We start from the raw sequence: 18,637 nt of genomic DNA on the forward strand, positions 1-18,637 counted from the left end.
CTTGCTGACGTTATCAAAGACAACCGAGGCCAATGCCGTTTTCTCCACCCGATCTTTCCTTCCGCCGGCGATAGCACCGCCGGCGGTCAGACTTGCAGTCGCGTCGCGGTGCCGCCCTAGCTGGCGAGCCACGAGTTGAACCGCTCGAACAGCTCGTCGCGATAGGTCGACCAGAATTCGCTGTCGGATTCGATGGCGTTTTCCAGATGGGCGGTCGGGACGAAATCCTTCATGTCGACGCCGGTCTTGGCGTTCTTGCCGATCAGGGCGATGGCGGATTTGCGCACCGGGCCGTAGGAGCTCGCGTTGGTGATCGCGGCCTGCTGGGCGGTTTCGCTGGCGAAGTCGACAAATTTCACCGCCGCTTCCAGTTTTTGCGTGCCCTTCGGGATCATCCAGACGTCGCGGTCCCAGACCTGCCCGTCCCAGACGATGGTGAAGGGCTGCTTTTCGTCGTTGATCGCGTTGAAGATGCGGCTGCTGTAGGCCGAGGTCATCACCACCTCGCCATCGGCCAGAAGCTGCGGCGGCTGCGCGCCGGCTTCCCACCAGACGACACTGTCCTTGATGGTGTCGAGCTTGGCGAAGGCGCGGTTGACGCCCTCTTCCGTCTCCAGCACCTTATAGACCTGATCGCGCGGCACGCCATCGGCCAGAAGCGCCCATTCAAGGTTCACGTCCGCCGATTTGCGCAACCCGCGTCTGCCGGGGAACTTCTCCAGATCGAAGAAATCGGCGATGGTCTGCGGGCCGCCATTCGGGAAGGCTTCCTGATTATAGGCCAGCGCCGTCGACCAGATGACCGAGCCGATGCCGCATTCGCTAAGCGTGCCTTCGATAAAATCCTCGGTCGCGGGGGTCCCGTCCGGCGCCGGCGGCAGGGTGGCCGTATCCTGTTTTTCAAGGATATTGTCGAAGCAGCCGATCTCGGCCAGGGCTTTTTCGCCGACCACGACATCCCATGTGATATTGCCGGAATCGACCTGCGCTTTGATCTGGCCCAGCCCGCCGTTGTAATCGACCGAATTGATCTTGATCCCGGTCGCGGCGGTGAAGGGTTCATAGAAGGCCTGCCGCTGCGCGTCAGTATATGCGCCGCCCCATGAGACAACGTTGATCGCGTCCTGCGCGACGGCGGGTAGGGCAAGGCCGAGCGTCGCGAGAACGATGGCTGCCGTTGACGTAAGGTATCCTCTCATTGCCGAACTCCCATGCTGGTTCTGCGGTATTTCCGTTTTTCGGAAAAAATTTTTGATTTACGGATGCGTAAAGGGGTTGTCCTTGATCTGTCAAGGCAATATCCAAAATAACGGAATTTTTTTCTGAAATACGGGAGGGGCGCATGAAGGGAACCGGCGGCAAGGCTCTGGTCGAGCAGCTTGCAAGTTACGGAGTCGACACGGTTTTCGGCATGCCGGGGGTGCATACGCTGGCCTTCTTCGGACCTCTGGCGGAAAGCAGCATCCGTCACGTCGGCGCACGCCATGAACAGGGCGCCGCCTTCATGGCCGACGGTTATGCCCGCGCCACGGGAAAGCCCGGGGTCTGCCTGATCATCAGCGGACCCGGCGTCACCAACGCGGCGACCCCGATCGGACAGGCCTATTCCGATTCGATTCCCGTCCTTGCGGTTACCAGCGCCATCGCCCGCGACGAAATGGGCATGGGCCGGGGCATGCTGCACGAGATCACCGACCAGCAGGCGGTGACCACCCCGATCACCGGGTTCAGCGCCACCGCGCTGACCGGCCGCCAGATCGGCGAGCATCTGGCCCGCGCCATGACCGCGTTTCGGACCCAGCGGCCGCGCCCGGCGCATCTGTCGATCCCGCTTGACGTGCTGGACGCGGAAATCGAGATCGAACCCGGCCGCAAGGTCCTGCCGCAGCGCCCCGGTCCCAACCCCGCCGATATCGCCGACGCCGCCGATCTGCTGCGCGGGGCGCGCCGTCCGGTCATTCTGGCCGGTGGTGGCTGCCGCGATGCGGGGGCGGAAGTGACGCGGCTGGCCGAAATCCTTCAGGCCCCGGTCGTCACCACCGTGGCCGGCAAGGGCGTGGTACCCGAATCGCATCCGCTGTCGCTCGGCTCGACCCTGCAGCGCGGGCGCATCCGCCGGCTGATCGAGGACGAGGCCGATCTGGTTCTGGCCATCGGCACCGAGATCGCCGAGCCCGACCTTTACGTCACCGCCGACAGCGAGGCGGCCGGCGACGCGCCGGTCATCGAGGATCCGACGCGGCTGTCGGTTTCGGGTCGGTTCATCCGCATCGACATCGACCCGGCGACCACGGTCCGGGACTACGCGCCCGACGCCGCCGTCGTCTCGGATGCCGCACTTGCGGCCGCAGCACTTGCGGATGCATTGGCCGGGGACGGCGCCTTTCCCCCGGCGGCGCCGTGGCTTGCAGATATGGACGGGATCCGCGATCAGGTCCGCAACGACCTCTCAGCCCTTGAACGGAGGCATGTGGCGGTGCTGAACGCGATCCGCCGGGCGCTGCCGGCCGATGCGCTGATCTATGGCGACATGACCCAGATCGCCTATACCGGTTGCGTCTTTTTCCCCACCGACCTGCCGGGAAGCTGGCATTTCCCGATGGGTTACGGCACGCTTGGCTATGCGCTGCCGGCGGCGATAGGCGGCGCGCTGGGCGCGCCCGAACGGGCCTGCCTGGCGGTGGTCGGCGATGGCGGATTGCTGTTCACCGTGCAGGAACTGGCGACCGCGGTCGAACAGAAGCTGTCGCTGCCGATCGTCCTGTGGGATAATGACGGACTGGGCGAGATCGCCGATTTCATGCGCGCCCGCAATATCCCCGAGGTCAGCGTTCGCCCGCATAACCCGGATTTCCGCGCGCTGGCCGAATCCTTCGGTTGCCTGACGGCGGCGCCGCAATCGCTTGACGGCATCACCGAGGCGGTCACGAAAGCACTCTCGGCCGGGCGCCCCACCGTCATCATCGTCAGGCAGGACGCGGATTTTCTGGGATGACCCGGGCGGCGGCAAAAGGCCGCTCCCGCGCAGCGAGCCGGGGACGGCCCTTGACCCCGGCGCGTGGATCAAGCAATCGCTCGACCCGCGAAACATCATGAACCCCGGCACGATCTTCCCGCAGGACCGCGAATGTGGATCAATGGCGGGAAGTCCCTCTGCGGACTGAACCCCGGAGGGGAAGCATGCCCAAACCCAAAGAAAGCAGTTCCGACAAGGGATCGAACCCGCTGAGAAGGATCGCGACCGTTCTTGACGCGGTTGCCTTTTCCTCGGCCGGGCTGACCTTGCAGGACATCGCCAACGCGGCGCAAATCCCGGTCTCATCGGCGCATCGCATCGCCAATACGCTGATTGATGTCGGCTATCTAGAAACCGCGTCGAACCAGCGCGTCTATCAGATCGGCGCCCGCATGCGGCGGCTGCTGAAGCTGAGCTTCGGCGATACCTCGATCGAGAAGCTGGCGGCGCCGCTGCTGAGCGATCTGGCCGACAGGGTCAGCGAGGTCGCCTTCATCTGCCGGCTGAGCGGCGGCAAGGTCAAGCTCGAGGCCTTCGCCCTGCCGTCCGAGGCCGCCTATTCCCTGATCCATCCGGGCTATGAATTTCCCTTTCACGCCACGGCGAGCGGCAAGGCCATGCTGGCCTATCAAAGCGCCGAGTTCATCGAGGGCGTGCTGGCGCAGGACCTGCCGCAATTCCAGTCGCGCACGACCATCGACCATGACGCTTTGCTGGCGCAGCTTGAAGCGGTGCGCAGAAACGGCTTTGCCGTCAACAACATGGAATTCGACCCCGGCATCTTCGCCCTTGCCGCCCCGGTCACGTTCGAACGCGGCGACGTGTTCCTGACTATCGGCATCGTCGGCATCGGCGCCCGGATCGAGGCGCGGTTCAGTCAAGAGCAACTGGTCACGATGGTCAGCGACGCGGCCGCGCGGCTGGCGCATCTGCTGTCCAGTTATCGTTAGGTGTTGGGGACGGTGGTGCCGGCTGATGGGCGCGCACAGGCTCGGACCGACCGGGTGATGAGGCCAGAGGATTTGTTCGAGGAGGTGGAGACGACGGCCGTGGACGCCTGACCCAATAGCCGGTGTGCCAGCGGTCAGAGCGCCACCTCGTCCGGTAGTCCTCATTATGACAGATGGGGAATGGTTGGCAGACGAAGCCCGGAATCGCGCGTCATCCGCCACGACCCGTTGACCCACATCACCCCGGATGCCGTAAATACAAGGCACCACCACGGTGATTTCTTCCAGTGTTCAAGGAAAATGGTGGGCGACCCTGGAATCGAACCAGGCATGGGTCTCCCCGGCGGAGTTACAGTCCGCTGCCGCACCTTGCAGCTCGTCGCCCTGACGTGGGGCGCTGGATAGCCGCCGGGCCAAGGGGCGTCAAGCGGGATTTCTGGGCAAAGTCCCGTCGCCCGCTGATGTCGGGGGCTTGCCTTGCGGGTGCCGCGCGCGCATGGAGTGTGGAACCCACAAAGGCGCGGCAGGATGAAACCGACAAAGACCAAGAAACCCGCATGGGTCATCGACAAGGAACGCGCCCGGCGGGCGGCCTCGGCCGAAACGGTCTGGCTGTTCGGGCTGCATGCGGTGCGGGATGCGTTGCAGAACCCGAAACGCGAAAAACTGCGGCTGGTGGTGACGCAGAATGCGCTGGACCGGCTGGGCGATGCGGTGGCCGCAAGCGGATTGCAACCCGAGATCACCGATTCCCGCGTCTTCGACCGCGAAACCCCGCTTGATCCCGACAGCGTCCACCAGGGTGCCGCGCTGGAGGTGCGGGCGCTGAAATGGGGCGCGCTGGCCGATCTGGCACTGGCGGGCGGGGCGGGGCCGCGTGCGGTCATCGTGGCGCTCGACCGGGTGACGGACCCGCATAATGTGGGGGCGATCCTGCGCTCGGCCGAGGTTTTCGGCGCCCGCGCGGTCATCGCCCCGGCACGACACGCCGCCCCGGAAACCGGTGCGCTGGCCAAGACCGCCTCGGGCGCGCTGGAGCGTCAGCCCTATCTTCGCGTCGGAAACCTCGCCGACGCGCTGGAGGTGCTGAAGGCCGCCGGTTATATCGTCATCGGCCTTGACGGCGAGGCGGCGGAAACCCTTCCCGCGGCGCTGTCGCAACTGCCCGGACGCGCGGTGGTTCTGGTGCTAGGCGCGGAAGGGCCGGGGATGCGCGAAAAGACCCGCGAGACCTGCGACCTGCTGGTGCGGATCCCGTTTGCGGCCGGATTCGGATCGCTGAACGTCTCCAACGCGGCGGCCGTCGCCCTGTTTGCGGCGCAGAACCAGCCCTGAGCCGATCACCGGAACATCACATCCACGGCAAATTGGTGCTACGGCCATTCCGAATCACGTCCCGATTTGCCAGATTTGTCGGGTCGTTGCCCCGCCATATTCGCAGATGATGAAGATCCAAGACGCCCGCGCCGCCACATTGCTGATTCTATCGACGATCGCCGCCTTTCCCGCGGTGGCCGAGGATTGGGCGTTGGATGGCATTGATCCGGTCACCTATCATTCGATGAATCGCGCCGTTCCGGGGCGCAGCGATATCTCGACCCAATGGGCCGGCGAATCGTGGCATTTCGCCGATGAGGCGAATCGCGCCGCCTTCGAGGCGAATCCTCGGGCCTATGTGCCCGCCATGGGTGGCTATTGCGTCGTCGCCCTAAGCGAGGGGCGGATGGAGCCGGGCAATCCGCGCCTGTTCGTGATGATCGGGGACCGCGTATATCTGACCCGCACGCCCGAAAATCAGGATCGTTTGCAGGCGAATCCCGGACCGATCCTGAAAGCCGCCAAGAAGAATTGGGACAAGATCAAATAGTCCCGATGACCGGCGCAGACGCCCCATTATCACCTTTTCGTGATGGGCGATGAAATGCAAACAGTGATGCTTATTTATCAAGATGAACAAGACCACGGAACGGTCTTGTTCAGATCACTGTCCCTCGTTCCGCCACTTGCGCCCGGCCATTTGATATGGACCGGGCGCTTTTTATATGAATAGTCTGTAGCCGGCAATTATGGGTTGTATGACCCGGTTACCCTTGGGGGAGGTGCCAGATGCACATCAGTGACATCGACATGGCCGACGAAGAAATCGCGCGGGTTGCACGCGAAAGCCGAATCATCGCGGTGGTCGGAATGTCGCCGCGACAGGAACGGCCAAGCTGGGGCGTCGCGCGCTATCTTCAGGCCGAGGGTTTTCGCGTGATCCCCGTCAATCCCGGCCATGGCGGCGAAACCATTCTGGGCGAGACGGTGTATCCCGACCTCGCCTCGATTCCGCCCGAAATTCAGGTCGATATGGTGGATATCTTCCGCCGCTCGGACGCGGTTCCGCAGGTGGTCGACGAGGCATTGGCGCATCTGCCGCATCTGCGCACGATCTGGATGCAGCTTGGCGTCTCGCATGATGAGGCCGCCCGGAAAGCGCGTGACCGCGGGCTTTCGGTGATCGAGAACCGTTGCCCCAAGATCGAATTTCCGCAGTTTCTATAGCCTCAGCAGCGCGCTTTCCTAAAAACCCAGACGGTCGCGCAGCGAATACCAGCTCATCCCCGCGACCAGATAGGGCCAGCGCAACATGCCTCCGCCCGGAAAACGGCGCGGGGCCAGCGCGGCCATGGCGTCGAACCCGGCCGCGTTGCCGGCGACGGCCTGCGCCATGAGCTTGCCGGCAAGGGTCGCAAGCGCCACACCATGCCCCGAAAACCCGCTGGCCGAGATCGTGTCGGGGGCGGGACGGGCGAACAGCGGCATGCGGTTGAAGGTGATCGCCAGCGTGCCCCCCCATGCATAGTCGATATCGACCCCGCGCAGTCCCGGATAAATCTCCTGCATCGGCTTGCGGACCTTGGCGGCGATATCGGCGGGAAAACGATAGGTGACGGTTTCCCCGCCGCCGAAAATCAGCCGCTTGTCGGGCGACAGGCGCCAGTAATTCACCACGAATTTCGTGTCATGCACGGCGATATTCTGGCGCAGGACCTCATCCGCGCGATCGCCCAGCGGCGCCGTGGCGACGATGTAATTGTTGATCGGCATCACCCGCGCCGCCACCTCGGCCGACAGGTGCTGCCCCATATATCCGTTGCAGCCGAGGATCACGTGATCGCATTCGATGAACCCGTGATCGGTCTGCACGATGGTTTTTTCGCCCGGCCGCCGCGCATGGCGAATATGGTGCACGGCCGAGTTTTCGTGAATATGCGCGCCTGCCTCGGTCGCAAGCTGCGCCAGGCCGATGGCGAAATTCAGCGGATGCAGGTGGCCCGCGCCAAGATCCAGATCGCCCCCGACATAGGCATCTGACGGGACCAGCGCACGGAACGCATCACGGTCCAGCGTGCGGATTTTCTTATACCCGTAATCCCGGTCCAGCTTTTCGGCCAGCTTGTGGGAATGCGCGACCTCGGCCTCGGTCCGGCAGGCATGGGCGACGCCCGGATGCACCGGCACAGCCGCCAGCCCGGCCAGTTCCGCGACCAGCGCCTTGGCTTCCTCCGCCATGTTCCACAGCCGCTGTGCCGCCTGCTTTCCCGCCAGATCCTCAAGCTGATCGACATCCAGCCGCTGGCCCGATCCGATCTGTCCGCCATTGCGCCCCGAGGCGCCAAAGCCGACGCGATGCGCCTCGACCAGCCGGGTGCTTATGCCCAATCGGGCCAGATGCAGCGCCGCCGAAAGCCCGGTATAACCGCCGCCGATCACGCAGACCTGCGCGATGTTCTTGCCCCGGACCGCGGCGAACGGCGCCTGCATGGTGCGCGTTGCGGCGTAAAGGCTGGGCGGATATTCGCCCTTTCGGTCGTTGGCGTAGAGCAGGTTCATACGTTCAGCAACAGATGTTCGCGTTCCCAGGGGCTGATGACCTGAAGGAATTCCTTGTACTCGTTGCGCTTAACAGATTGGTAAACCTCAGTGAACTCGGCCCCGATCACCTCGCGCATGGCGTCGCTTTCCGCCATCAGATCCAGCGCGTCGCCCAGATTATAGGGCAGCTCATCCTCGGACATATAGGCGTCGCCCAGACATTCGGCGCGCGGCATCTTGCCCTCGGTCAGGCCCAGATAACCGCAGGCAAGGCTGGCGGCCAGCCCCAGATAGGGGTTGCAATCCATACCCGCCAGCCGGTTTTCCAGCCGCCGCGCCTCGGGCCCCGAGATCGGCACCCGCAGCCCGGTGGTGCGGTTGTCGCGGCCCCATTCAAGATTGATGGGCGCGGCGAAGTCGGGGACATAGCGGCGATAGCTGTTCACATAGGGCGCAAGCAGCGCGATCGCGGCCGGCAGATGGGTCTGCATACCGGCGATGAAATGCAGAAACGCCGGGGTTTCCTGACCGTTCGCCGCCGAAAAGATGTTCTTGCCGGTCTTGATGTCCACCACCGAGTGATGGATGTGCATCGCACTTCCCGGTTCACCCTCGATCGGCTTGGCCATGAAGGTTGCGAAACAATCGTGGCGCAGCGCGGCCTCGCGGATCAGGCGCTTGAAATAGAAGATTTCGTCAGCCAGCCGGACCGGATCGCCATGGGCAAGGTTGATCTCGACCTGACCGGCGCCGCCTTCCTGAAGGATGCCGTCGATCTCGAAACCCTGGGCTTCGGCGAAGTCATAGATATCGTCGATGACCTTGCCGTATTCGTCCACCGCCGACATCGAATAGGCCTGTTTGGCCGCGGCCCGGCGTCCCGAGCGGCCCATCGGCGGAATGATCGGCTGGTTCGGGTCGATATTCCGGGCAACCAGAAAAAACTCCATCTCCGGCGCGACGACCGGACGCCAGCCCTTTTCCTCGTAAAGCCCGACGATCCGCTTCAGCACGTTGCGCGGCGCCACCGGCACCGGGCGCCCTTGTTGGTCCAGCACGTCATGGATGACTTGCAGCGTGATGTCGGCCGTCCAAGGCGCGGCCGATGCGGTCGAGAAATCAGGCGTCAGGACCATATCGGGTTCGGTGAAGGCGCCGGTCGGGTTATCCGCCCATTCGCCGGTTATGGTCTGAAGGAAGATCGAGTTCGGCAGGAAGAATTTCTCCTGCTGGGCGAATTTCGATGCCGGCATGGCCTTGCCGCGGGCGACGCCGGCCATATCGGCGACGATGCATTCGACCTCGTCCAGCCGCCGCCCCTCGACATAGTCGCGCGCCGCCTTGGGCAGTTCCTGCGTCCAGTTGCGCGAGCTCATGCGGACACCCGTTGCCGGGCCATCTTGAAAAACGCTTCGATCCGGTCGGCGATGACGCTGCTGGCGATTTCGCCGCCCATGCGGCTTTCGGCCCGGGCCAGCAATTCGGGCGGAACCACGCCTTTGGCCCGGTGGTCGATCAGACCCTGCACGAATTCATCGCCGAATTCGGGATGCGGCTGAACCGACCAACCCCAGTCGCCGTAAGACAGCGCGGCGTTCTGGCAGAACTGGCTGGTGCCCACGGTTTCGGCGCCCTCGGGCAGGGCGACGACCTGATCCTGATGCCACGCGTTCAGCACCAGCGGCTGGCCCTCGATCACGTAATCCTGCGCGCCGACCGACCAGCCGCCGTCGAATTTCGCCACCTTGCCGCCAAGCGCCTGCGCCATGATCTGATGCCCGAAGCATATCCCGACCATGGGCACGCCCATGGATTTGGCGCTGCGGATGAAATCCTCCAGCGGCGGGATGAAGGGCAGGTCGTCATAGGCGCCGTGCTTGGACCCGGTGATCAGCCAGCCGTCGGCGTCGCGCGGAGAGTCGGGAAACTCCATCCCCTCGACATGCCAGCTTTGAAAGGTGAAACCGCGGTCCGCCAGCAGCTTTACGAACAGATCGGGATAGTCGCCGTACTGTCCCTTCAGGACCTCCGGCGCCTGGCCGGATTGCAGAATGCCGATATGCATTGAAAACTCATGTGTTTGACTTGCCACCAAAGGTAGACGCGCCGGTGTAAGCGGACAAGGGGGCGCCGTGAATTCCAGGGCTGGCATTCCATGCCTCGCACTCCACGGCTGGTACTTTCCGCGGGCTGGCGTCCGCGTGCCGGCGTGCTAGTTTGCCTGCGAACGGATCGAAAGGAACAACATGCCCGGATTACGCCCTGATGTTGACCCCGACGGGTTGATGGAGTTCTCGGTCGTCTTTACCGACCGCTCTTTGAACCACATGTCCAAGAAATTTCAGCAGGCGATGCGCGACATTTCCGCCACCCTGCGCGAGGTCTATGGCGCCGATGCGGTGGCCATCGTGCCCGGCGGCGGCACCTGCGGGATGGAGGCGGTGGCCCGGCAGTTCGGCCGCGACGCCCATGCCCTGATCGTCCGTAACGGCTGGTTCAGCTTTCGCTGGTCCCAGATATTCGAGGCCGGCGGCTTCGCCCGTGAAACCACGGTTCTGACCGCGCGTCCCACCGGCAACGACCCACAGCCGCCCTATGCGCCGCCGCCGATCGAGGATGTGGTGGCGAAAATTGCCGAGGTCCGGCCGGATGCGGTATTCGCGCCACATGTGGAGACCGCGTCGGGCATGATCCTGCCCGACGATTATATCCGCGCCATGGCCGATGCCGCGCATGAGGTCGGCGCGCTTATGGTCTTGGATTGCATCGCCTCGGGCGCGGTCTGGGTGGACATGCGGGTAACCGGCGTCGATGTGCTTATCTCGGCCCCGCAAAAGGGTTGGAGCGCGTCGCCCTCGGCCGGGCTGGTGATGCTGTCGGACCGCGCGGTCCAGCGGATGGAGGCGACGACCAGCGACAGCTTCGCGCTGGACCTGAAGAAATGGCGGTCGATCATGGCGGCCTATGAAAACGGCGGCCACGCCTATCACGCGACCATGCCGACGGACGCGCTGATCGGTCTGCGCGATGCGATGAACGAAACCCGGGAAATGGGCTTCGAGGCGGCGCGCGAAGCCCAGTGGCGGCTGGGCGATGCCGTGCGCACGCTGCTTGCCGAACGCGGCTTCCGCTCGGTCGCGGCGGCCGAGTTCGCGGCGCCGGGCGTCGTGGTCAGCTATACCGACGATCCCGATATCCAGAACGGCAAGAAATTCGTGGCGCTTGGCATGCAGTCCGCGGCCGGCGTGCCCCTGCAAGTGGGTGAGGGCGAGAATTTCCGCACCTTCCGTCTGGGCCTGTTCGGTCTAGACAAGCTGAAGGATGTCGAGGGGACCGTCGCACGGCTGACCTCGGTTCTGGACCGGATCTAGGTTTTCGCGGCGCCCGGCAACAGGCCGGGCGTTGCCGCGCTACAGGCGGGTGCGGCGGCCCGAAACCGGGTCGTGCCGTATTCCGCCATGTGGCGCGCGCCTGCGACGCTGCGCATCTGACCCGTAATCGGCAGTAGCATCGCGTCGCAATACGCGCTATTCTATCCCTTAGACCCGGAAAACCGGGCAGGGCAGAGGCAGTGACAGCGGTATCCGATGACTGAGATGGTCTTTGGCACCCGCCCCAATAACAGGGCTGGTGATCCTATTCTTCCGCGTTGGTGGCGCACAGTTGATCGCTGGTCTTTGGCCTGCGTGCTGGGGCTGTTCGCCATCGGTCTTCTTCTTGGGCTGGCGGCCTCGGTGCCGCTTGCCGAAAAGAACGGTCTGCCGCCGTACTATTACGTGACCCGGCAGGCGACATTCGGCGCCATCGCGCTGTTTGTCATGTTCGTCATCTCGCTGATGTCGCCAAGACAGGTGCGCCGGATTGGCGTGCTTGGTTTCATCGTGTCATTCGTGGCCTTGGCCGCGCTGCCGTTCATCGGCACCGATTTCGGCAAGGGTGCGGTGCGCTGGCTGTCGTTCGGCTTTGCCTCGATCCAGCCATCCGAGTTCCTGAAGCCCGGGTTTGTCGCGCTTTGCGCATGGTTCATGGCCTCATCGCAAGAGGTCGGGGGGCCGCCCGGCAAAAGCTATTCCTTCGTCGTGGCGATGATCGTGGTTTTGATGCTGGCGATGCAGCCGGATTTCGGACAGGCCTCGCTGGTCGTATTCTCGTGGTGCGTGATGTATTTCATCGCCGGCGCGCCGATCATGCTGCTGGTGGTGGTCATGGGCATGGTCGTCGGCGGCGGTATCTTTGCCTATGGCGCGTCCGAGCATTTCGCGCGCCGCATCGACGGCTTTCTGACGGCCGAGATCGACCCCCGCACTCAGATCGGCTATGCCACCAACGCCATTCAGGAAGGCGGGATCTTCGGGGTGGGCGTCGGCAACGGCACGGTGAAATGGTCGCTGCCCGACGCGCATACGGATTTCATCATCGCCGTCGCGGCCGAGGAATTCGGCCTGATCGTGGTGCTGCTGATCATCATCCTTTACGCCATCATCGTCGCCCGGTCGCTTTTGCGGCTTCTTCGTGAGCGTGATCCCTTTGCCCGCATCGCCGGGGTCGGGCTTGCCTGTGCCTTCGGGGTGCAGGCGCTGATCAACATGGGCGTGGCGGTGCGGCTGCTGCCGGCCAAGGGCATGACGCTGCCCTTCGTCAGCTATGGCGGATCCTCGGTCATCGCCTCAGGGATCGCCATGGGGATGCTTCTGGCGCTGACCCGTGCCCGCCCGCAGGGCGAGATCGCCGACATCCTGGGACGGGCGGGCCGGTGAAAGCCGCGGGTCCGAGCGACTCCCGGCCGCTTTGTCTGATCGCGGCGGGGGGGACCGGGGGGCATATGTTCCCCGCGCAAGCCCTGTCCGAGGTGCTTCTGGCACAGGGCTGGCGGGTCAAACTGTCCACCGATGATCGTGGCGCCCGCTATGCCGGGGCCTTCCCGGCCGAGGTCGTGCGCGAGGTCGTGCCCTCGGCCACATTCGCGCGCGCCGGCAAGCTGGCCAAGCTGGGCGTTCCGGCGCGTATCGGCATGGGGATCGGCCGCGCGGTCGGCGCCTTGCGCTCTGATCCGCCCGCGGTCGTGGTCGGTTTCGGCGGGTATCCCACGATTCCAGCGCTTTCGGCGGCGGTGATGCTGGGCATTCCGCGCATGATCCACGAACAAAACGGCGTGATGGGGCGCGTGAACCGGCTGTTCGCCCGTCGCGTGAACCGTATCGCCTGCGGAACATGGCCCACCGATCTGCCGGCGGGGCTTGAGGGCATCCATACCGGCAATCCCGTCCGCGCCGCGATACTGGCGCGCGCCCGCGAACCCTATGTCGCCCCGGGCGAGGGCGAGCTTGAACTGCTGGTCATCGGCGGCAGCCAGGGCGCGCGGGTGCTGTCGGATGTCGTGCCGGCGGCCCTTGCCAGCCTGCCCGAGATTCTGCGCCGCCGCCTGCGTGTCTCCCATCAGGCCCGCCCCGAGGACGAAGCCCGCGTCCGCGATGCCTATGCCGATGCCGCGATTCCGGCCGAGGTGCGTTCCTTCTTCGACGACGTTCCGGACCGGATAGCGAATGCCCATCTGGTGATCGCGCGCGCCGGCGCGTCGTCGATCGCCGATCTGACCGCCATCGGCCGCCCGGCCATCCTGATCCCCTATGCCGCCGCCGCCGGCGATCACCAGACCGCCAATGCCCGGCCGCTGGCCGCCGCCGGCGCAGCCATCGTCGTGCCCGAAGCGGGGTTGACTCCCGACGGGTTGGAAAGCGATGTGCGGGCGATTTTGTCCAATCCCGCCCGCGCGGCGGCGATGGCGACCGCCGCGGCCGAGCTTGGCCGCCCCGATGCGGCCGAACGGCTGGCCACGCTTGTTACCGAACTGTCACGGAAAGACCAGAAATGAACGCTGCGACCAAACTTCCCGGAGAATTGGGGCCGATCCATTTTATCGGCATCGGCGGCATCGGCATGTCCGGCATTGCCGAGGTGCTGATGACGCTGGGTTATCAGGTGCAGGGTTCGGACGCGAAAACCTCGAAAATCACCGACCGGCTGGCCAAGATGGGGGCGGCGATCTTTGAAGGCCACAGCGCCGCCAACATCGGCGATGCGGGCGTGGTGGTGATCTCGACCGCGATCAAGAAGGGCAACCCCGAACTGGAAGAGGCGCGCCGCCGTGGTCTGCCCGTGGTTCGCCGGGCCGAGATGCTGGCCGAGCTGATGCGGCTGAAATCGAACATCGCCATCGCCGGCACCCACGGCAAGACCACCACCACCACCATGGTCGCCACGCTTCTGGACAAGGGCGGCTTTGATCCGACCGTCATCAACGGCGGGGTGATTCACGCCTATGGCTCGAACGCGCGCGCCGGCGCGGGCGAATGGATGGTGGTCGAGGCGGACGAAAGCGACGGCAGCTTCAACCGCCTGCCCGCGACAATCGCGATCGTGACCAATATCGACCCCGAGCATATGGAGCATTGGGGCAGCTTCGACGCGTTGCGCAAGGGCTTTACGGATTTCGTCTCGAACATCCCGTTCTATGGGCTTGCGGTGTGCTGCACCGACCATCCCGAGGTTCAGGCGCTGGTCGGACGCATCACCGATCGCCGCGTCGTCACCTTCGGCTTCAACGCCCAGGCCGATGTGCGGGCGCTGAACCTGCGGTTTGATGCGGGGGTCGCGCATTTCGACATCGCGCTTCAGGGCGAAGGCGAGGGCGAGGTGATCGAGGGCTGCACCCTGCCCATGCCGGGCGATCACAACGTCTCGAACGCGCTGTCCGCCGTCGCCGTGGCGCGCCATCTGGGCATGAAGAAATCCGAGATCCGCGAGGCGCTGGCCGGGTTCGCGGGCGTGAACCGCCGCTTCACCCGCGTGGCCGAGATCGGCGGCGTGACGATCATCGACGATTACGGCCATCATCCGGTGGAAATCGCGGCGGTGCTGAAAGCCGCGCGGCAGTCGACGCAGGGGCGCGTCATCGCGGTTCACCAGCCGCACCGCTATTCGCGCCTGTCGAACCTGTTCGAGGATTTCTGCACCTGCTTCAACGAGGCCGACGTGGTCGCCATCGCCGAGGTCTATTCGGCCGGCGAGGATCCGATTCCGGGCGCCAGCCGCGACGATCTGGTCGCCGGTCTGATCGCCCATGGCCATCGCCATGCCCGCGCGGTGATCGACGAGGCCGATCTGGCGCGTCTGGTCCGCGAACAGGCCCGCCCCGGTGACATGGTGGTCTGCCTTGGTGCCGGCACCATCAGCGCCTGGGCGAACAACCTGCCCGAGCGATTGCAGGGGGCAGCCGCGTGAACCACGCCATACCGGATTCCGCATCATTCGTCGCAGGCGCGCAGATGAACGCGGCGCCCATGGTGGCAATGCATGGCGTGGGCTGGTTGAGTTTGGCGCTGGTCTTGCTGTGGGTCCTTGCCGCCCTGTTGATCGGGCGCTTGCAGACCGATTCGCGCCGGCGCGGATGCCTTGCGCTGATCGTCATGGGAATCCCGGTTCTGGGGCTGGTGACCTGGATCGGCGGCCCGCTGGCGGGCCTTCTGGCGATGGGGCTCGGGGCGGCGATGCTGAACCTGATGCCGCTGCGCCGCAGTCACCGGCGCGACACCCCCCTGTCGGCGACGGAATAGAAAAACTGCCGGGGCTTGGCGCGGGCCACCCGCCGCCGCGCGCCTGCGCCGGCATGGACGAAGCGATCCCCCGCCGCTATATCCCTGCGCCAAAGACCTGACCGAGGCCAAGATGACCACCCCGCTTCCCACTCCGCGCGGCACGCTGACCGCCGACCGGCCGCTTGACGGCCTGACATGGCTGCGCGTCGGCGGGCCCGCAGACTGGTTGTTCCAGCCCGCGGATGAGGACGATCTGGCCGGCTTTCTGCGCGACCTCGATCCCGGCGTTCCGGTGTTTCCGATCGGTGTCGGTTCAAACCTGATCGTCCGCGACGGCGGTATCCGCGGCGTGGTGATCCGGCTGGGGCGCGGCTTCAACGGCATCGACTGCGCGCCCGACGCCGGTCTGGTCACGGCGGGCGCGGCGGCGCTTGATGCGCATGTCGCGCGCAAGGCGGCCGAGGCGGGGCTGGACCTGACCTTTCTGCGCACCATTCCCGGTGCCATCGGCGGGGCGGTGCGGATGAACGCCGGCTGCTATGGCGCCTATGTCGCCGATACGCTGGTCGAGGTGCGGGCGGTGCTGCGGGACGGCCGGATCGTCACCATTCCGGCCGGGGATCTGCGGCTGACCTATCGCGCCAGCGTCCTGCCCGAAGGCGCGGTCATCGTCTCGGCGGTGTTCCGCGCCGCCGCCGGCGATCCGGCCGCGCTTGCCGAGGTGATGGAGCAGCAGCTTGCCCGCCGCGACGCCAGCCAGCCGACCCGGGACCGCACCGCCGGCTCGACCTTCCGCAATCCCGCCGGCTATTCCAGCACCGGGCGCGCCGATGACGGCAACGAGCTGAAAGCCTGGAAGGTCATCGACGACGCGGGGCTGCGCGGTGCCCGGCTGGGCGGGGCGCAGATGTCGGAAAAGCATCCGAATTTTCTGATCAATGCCGAAAACGCCTCGGCCGCCGATCTCGAGGGATTGGGGGAACTGGTGCGCGCCCGGGTCCTTGCCCATTCGGGCCATGATCTGCAATGGGAAGTCATCCGTATCGGCGACCCGCGCAACCCCGCCTGAGCGTTGTCAAAGACGGGCGAAAAACCGCGCCTTAACATCGTGCAAGCTGCGTTTCCCCCTTTTGCGATTCGGGCATTGGCGCTACACTGTCCTGCATGACCCGGATCAACCGGGCACGAAAGGCAAATAGTGGCGGGCAGGTCGAGCAGGACAGCCCACACCGTTGCGGTTCTGATGGGTGGCCCCTCGGCCGAGCGCGAGGTGTCACTGTCGTCGGGCCGTGAATGCGCGAATGCGCTGCGGGTGGCGGGTTATGAGGTTCATGAGGTTGAGGCCGGGGGAATCCCCGGCGATCTGGCCGCGCGGCTGACCGCGCTGGCCCCGGATGTGGTTTTCAATGCCCTGCATGGCCGCTTTGGCGAAGATGGCACCGTGCAGGGGCTGCTGGAATGGCTGGGGCTGCCCTATACCCATTCGGGCGTCATGGCCTCGGCCCTGTCGATGGATAAAAGCCGCGCCAAGCATATCTTCCGTGCCGCCGGGCTGCCGGTCGTGGAAAGCGTCATCGCCCCCCGCGCCGAGGTGCGCAGCCGTCATGTCATGCCGCCGCCCTATGTGGTCAAGCCGAATGACGAGGGGTCCTCGGTCGGGGTCTATATCGTGCATGAGGGCTCGAACGGGCCGCCGAACCTGTCCGCCGACATGCCCGCGCAGGTCATGGTCGAAACCTATGCGCCGGGTCGGGAACTGACCGTGGCGGTGATGGGCGACCGGCCGCTGGCCGTGACCGAGATCATGACCGACGGCTGGTATGACTATAACGCGAAATACAGCGTCGGCGGCTCGCGCCACGAGGTGCCGGCGCAAATACCGCTCGAAATCGCCGCTGCCTGCATGGATTACGCATTGCGCGCCCATCACGCGCTGGGGTGCCGCGGGCTGAGCCGCAGCGATTTCCGTTGGGATGACAGCCGCGGCCTTGCAGGGCTGGTGATTCTGGAAACCAATACGCAACCCGGCATGACGCCGACCTCGCTGGCGCCGGAACAGGCGGCCTCGGTCGGTATCGACTTTCCGGCGCTGTGCCGCTGGCTGGTGGAGGATGCGCTGTGCAAAGCGTGATGCCTCCGCGTCAGGGCCAACCCATGCATCACGTGCCGGCCCCGGTGCGCCCGGCCTATCCCCGGGCCGAGCCGCCTGCGCGCACAAAGCCCAAGCGCGACCCCGCGCCCTCGCGGCTGGCCTATCGGCTGAACCGGCTTTGGCTGACGCCGCTGTTCCGCAAGCTGACCCGCGTGGGTCTGCCCGCATTCGCCATCGCGATGATCGCCGGGATCTGGCTGTCCGACGAAAATCGGCGGGCCAGTCTTTCGGCCGGGTTCACCAGCATCATCGAAGACATCCAGCAGCGCGACGAATTCATGGTCAAGATCATGAAGATCGAAGGGGCAAGTCCGGTGGTGGACGCGGGCTTGCGGGCGATGCTGCCGGTGAAACTGCCGGCCTCGTCCTTTGACATCGACCTTGCCGCGCTGCGCGAGCGGGCGCTGAAGCTGGACGCGGTCGAGGCGATCGACCTGCGCGTCAAGCCGGGCGGCGTGCTTTCGGTCGTGGTGACCGAGCGTGTGCCGGCGATTCTGTGGCGGCACGCGCGCGGCATCGAGATTCTGGACAAGACCGGCCATCGCGTGGCCAGCGTCACCGATCGCGACGTCCGCAAGGACCTGCCGGTGATCGCGGGCGAGGGGGCGGATAAATATGCGCCCGAGGCGCTGGCGCTGATCGCCGCCGCCGGTCCGATCCTGCCGCGGCTGCGCGGGCTGGTGCGGGTGGGAGAGCGTCGCTGGGACATGGTGCTGGATAAAGGGCAGCGGATATTGCTGCCGGCCGAACATCCCCAGCGCGCGGTCGAATATGCGTTGGAGCTGAACAGCCGTCTGGACATGCTTGGCCGTGATATCGTGGTGGTCGACCTGCGCGACAAGACCCGGCCGACCGTGCGCATGGGGATCGACGCGCAAAACAGCATCCGTCAGGTCCGGGGTCAGCCGTTGCTGGGACCGGACGGCGAGGTTCTGGAACAGGATCCGGCCGCCAAACCCAAGGGCAAGGGCGGCGCGGCCGGCACGAAACAGAAACAGGCCAGCGCGCCGAAAAGCGCGAAAACAGGCACAAACTGACCCCGCGAAAGACGGGGCGAAAAGGGCAG

The 18,637-nt window shown here is 65.3% G+C and carries 17 protein-coding genes and 1 tRNA gene; 13 read left to right on the forward strand and 5 right to left on the reverse strand.

Features of this window, described 5'->3' with window-relative positions; all coding sequences use genetic code 11:
- Window positions 1-116: 116 nt before the first annotated feature.
- Window positions 117-1,199 carry an ABC transporter substrate-binding protein gene (locus ACFSCT_RS14945; protein ID WP_379144007.1) on the reverse strand — a complete coding sequence of 361 codons (1,083 nt, stop codon included), beginning with the start codon at window positions 1,197-1,199 and terminating at the stop codon, window positions 117-119.
- 143 nt (window positions 1,200-1,342) lie between these two features.
- Between ACFSCT_RS14945 and ACFSCT_RS14950 the strand changes: the two genes are divergently transcribed.
- The gene (locus tag ACFSCT_RS14950; RefSeq protein WP_379144009.1) at window positions 1,343-2,995 is read left to right on the forward strand and encodes a 5-guanidino-2-oxopentanoate decarboxylase; all 1,653 of its coding nucleotides are present in this window, start codon (window positions 1,343-1,345) and stop codon (window positions 2,993-2,995) included.
- Between the two features lie 185 nt (window positions 2,996-3,180).
- Window positions 3,181-3,966 carry an IclR family transcriptional regulator gene (locus ACFSCT_RS14955; protein ID WP_379144010.1) on the forward strand — a complete coding sequence of 262 codons (786 nt, stop codon included), beginning with the start codon at window positions 3,181-3,183 and terminating at the stop codon, window positions 3,964-3,966.
- 301 nt (window positions 3,967-4,267) lie between these two features.
- On the opposite strand, the gene ACFSCT_RS14960 is transcribed toward ACFSCT_RS14955, so the two are convergent.
- Window positions 4,268-4,351 (reverse strand) — tRNA-Tyr (locus ACFSCT_RS14960).
- Between the two features lie 143 nt (window positions 4,352-4,494).
- Between ACFSCT_RS14960 and rlmB the strand changes: the two genes are divergently transcribed.
- The 3 genes from rlmB to ACFSCT_RS14975 all read left to right on the forward strand — a co-directional run bounded on the left by rlmB (window position 4,495) and on the right by ACFSCT_RS14975 (window position 6,510).
- On the forward strand, window positions 4,495-5,301 hold the full coding sequence (rlmB, locus tag ACFSCT_RS14965) for a 23S rRNA (guanosine(2251)-2'-O)-methyltransferase RlmB (protein WP_379144011.1): 807 nt from the start codon (window positions 4,495-4,497) through the stop codon (window positions 5,299-5,301).
- A gap of 106 nt (window positions 5,302-5,407) precedes the next feature.
- Window positions 5,408-5,833 (forward strand): YHS domain-containing (seleno)protein, encoded by a 426-nt coding sequence (locus tag ACFSCT_RS14970; RefSeq protein ID WP_379144013.1) that lies wholly within the window; start codon window positions 5,408-5,410, stop codon window positions 5,831-5,833.
- Window positions 5,834-6,072: 239 nt separating this feature from the next.
- Window positions 6,073-6,510, forward strand: coding sequence for a CoA-binding protein (locus tag ACFSCT_RS14975; protein ID WP_379144015.1), 438 nt, complete (start codon window positions 6,073-6,075; stop codon window positions 6,508-6,510).
- Between the two features lie 18 nt (window positions 6,511-6,528).
- On the opposite strand, the gene ACFSCT_RS14980 is transcribed toward ACFSCT_RS14975, so the two are convergent.
- Genes ACFSCT_RS14980 through ACFSCT_RS14990 form a run of 3 tightly spaced genes read right to left on the reverse strand, consistent with a single transcriptional unit; the run spans window position 6,529 to window position 9,889 of the window.
- Complete coding sequence (locus ACFSCT_RS14980) at window positions 6,529-7,842, reverse strand: NAD(P)/FAD-dependent oxidoreductase (protein WP_379144017.1); 1,314 nt, start codon at window positions 7,840-7,842, stop codon at window positions 6,529-6,531.
- Window positions 7,839-9,200, reverse strand: coding sequence for a glutamine synthetase family protein (locus ACFSCT_RS14985; protein ID WP_379144020.1), 1,362 nt, complete (start codon window positions 9,198-9,200; stop codon window positions 7,839-7,841). Before ACFSCT_RS14985 ends, ACFSCT_RS14980 begins: the two co-directional genes overlap by 4 nt.
- Window positions 9,197-9,889, reverse strand: coding sequence for a type 1 glutamine amidotransferase (locus ACFSCT_RS14990; RefSeq protein ID WP_379144021.1), 693 nt, complete (start codon window positions 9,887-9,889; stop codon window positions 9,197-9,199). The genes ACFSCT_RS14985 and ACFSCT_RS14990 overlap by 4 nt, the downstream gene beginning before the upstream one ends.
- A gap of 181 nt (window positions 9,890-10,070) precedes the next feature.
- Here ACFSCT_RS14990 and ACFSCT_RS14995 point away from each other — a divergent pair, with 181 nt between their 5' ends.
- The 8 genes from ACFSCT_RS14995 (at window position 10,071) to ACFSCT_RS15030 (ending at window position 18,608) form a co-directional block, all read left to right on the forward strand.
- A complete protein-coding gene (locus ACFSCT_RS14995; RefSeq protein WP_379144023.1) occupies window positions 10,071-11,195 on the forward strand; it encodes an aminotransferase class V-fold PLP-dependent enzyme in 1,125 nt (374 codons plus the stop codon).
- A gap of 216 nt (window positions 11,196-11,411) precedes the next feature.
- On the forward strand, window positions 11,412-12,581 hold the full coding sequence (ftsW, locus tag ACFSCT_RS15000; RefSeq protein ID WP_379144024.1) for a putative lipid II flippase FtsW: 1,170 nt from the start codon (window positions 11,412-11,414) through the stop codon (window positions 12,579-12,581).
- Window positions 12,578-13,696 carry a UDP-N-acetylglucosamine--N-acetylmuramyl-(pentapeptide) pyrophosphoryl-undecaprenol N-acetylglucosamine transferase gene (locus tag ACFSCT_RS15005; RefSeq protein ID WP_379144027.1) on the forward strand — a complete coding sequence of 373 codons (1,119 nt, stop codon included), beginning with the start codon at window positions 12,578-12,580 and terminating at the stop codon, window positions 13,694-13,696. Before ftsW ends, ACFSCT_RS15005 begins: the two co-directional genes overlap by 4 nt.
- A complete protein-coding gene (gene murC, locus ACFSCT_RS15010) occupies window positions 13,693-15,105 on the forward strand; it encodes a UDP-N-acetylmuramate--L-alanine ligase (protein WP_379144029.1) in 1,413 nt (470 codons plus the stop codon). The genes ACFSCT_RS15005 and murC overlap by 4 nt, the downstream gene beginning before the upstream one ends.
- Window positions 15,106-15,149: 44 nt before the next feature.
- On the forward strand, window positions 15,150-15,437 hold the full coding sequence (locus ACFSCT_RS15015; protein WP_379144031.1) for a DUF2484 family protein: 288 nt from the start codon (window positions 15,150-15,152) through the stop codon (window positions 15,435-15,437).
- Window positions 15,438-15,549: 112 nt separating this feature from the next.
- A complete protein-coding gene (gene murB / locus ACFSCT_RS15020) occupies window positions 15,550-16,488 on the forward strand; it encodes a UDP-N-acetylmuramate dehydrogenase (RefSeq protein ID WP_379144032.1) in 939 nt (312 codons plus the stop codon).
- Window positions 16,489-16,617: 129 nt separating this feature from the next.
- Window positions 16,618-17,550: a D-alanine--D-alanine ligase gene (locus ACFSCT_RS15025; RefSeq protein ID WP_379144034.1), complete on the forward strand. Its 933-nt coding sequence runs from the start codon at window positions 16,618-16,620 to the stop codon at window positions 17,548-17,550.
- A 23-nt stretch (window positions 17,551-17,573) separates the two neighbouring features.
- On the forward strand, window positions 17,574-18,608 hold the full coding sequence (locus tag ACFSCT_RS15030; protein WP_379144036.1) for a cell division protein FtsQ/DivIB: 1,035 nt from the start codon (window positions 17,574-17,576) through the stop codon (window positions 18,606-18,608).
- Window positions 18,609-18,637: the final 29 nt, after the last annotated feature.

Source organism: Paracoccus pacificus (genome assembly GCF_042680785.1).
GTDB lineage: Bacteria > Pseudomonadota > Alphaproteobacteria > Rhodobacterales > Rhodobacteraceae > Paracoccus > Paracoccus pacificus.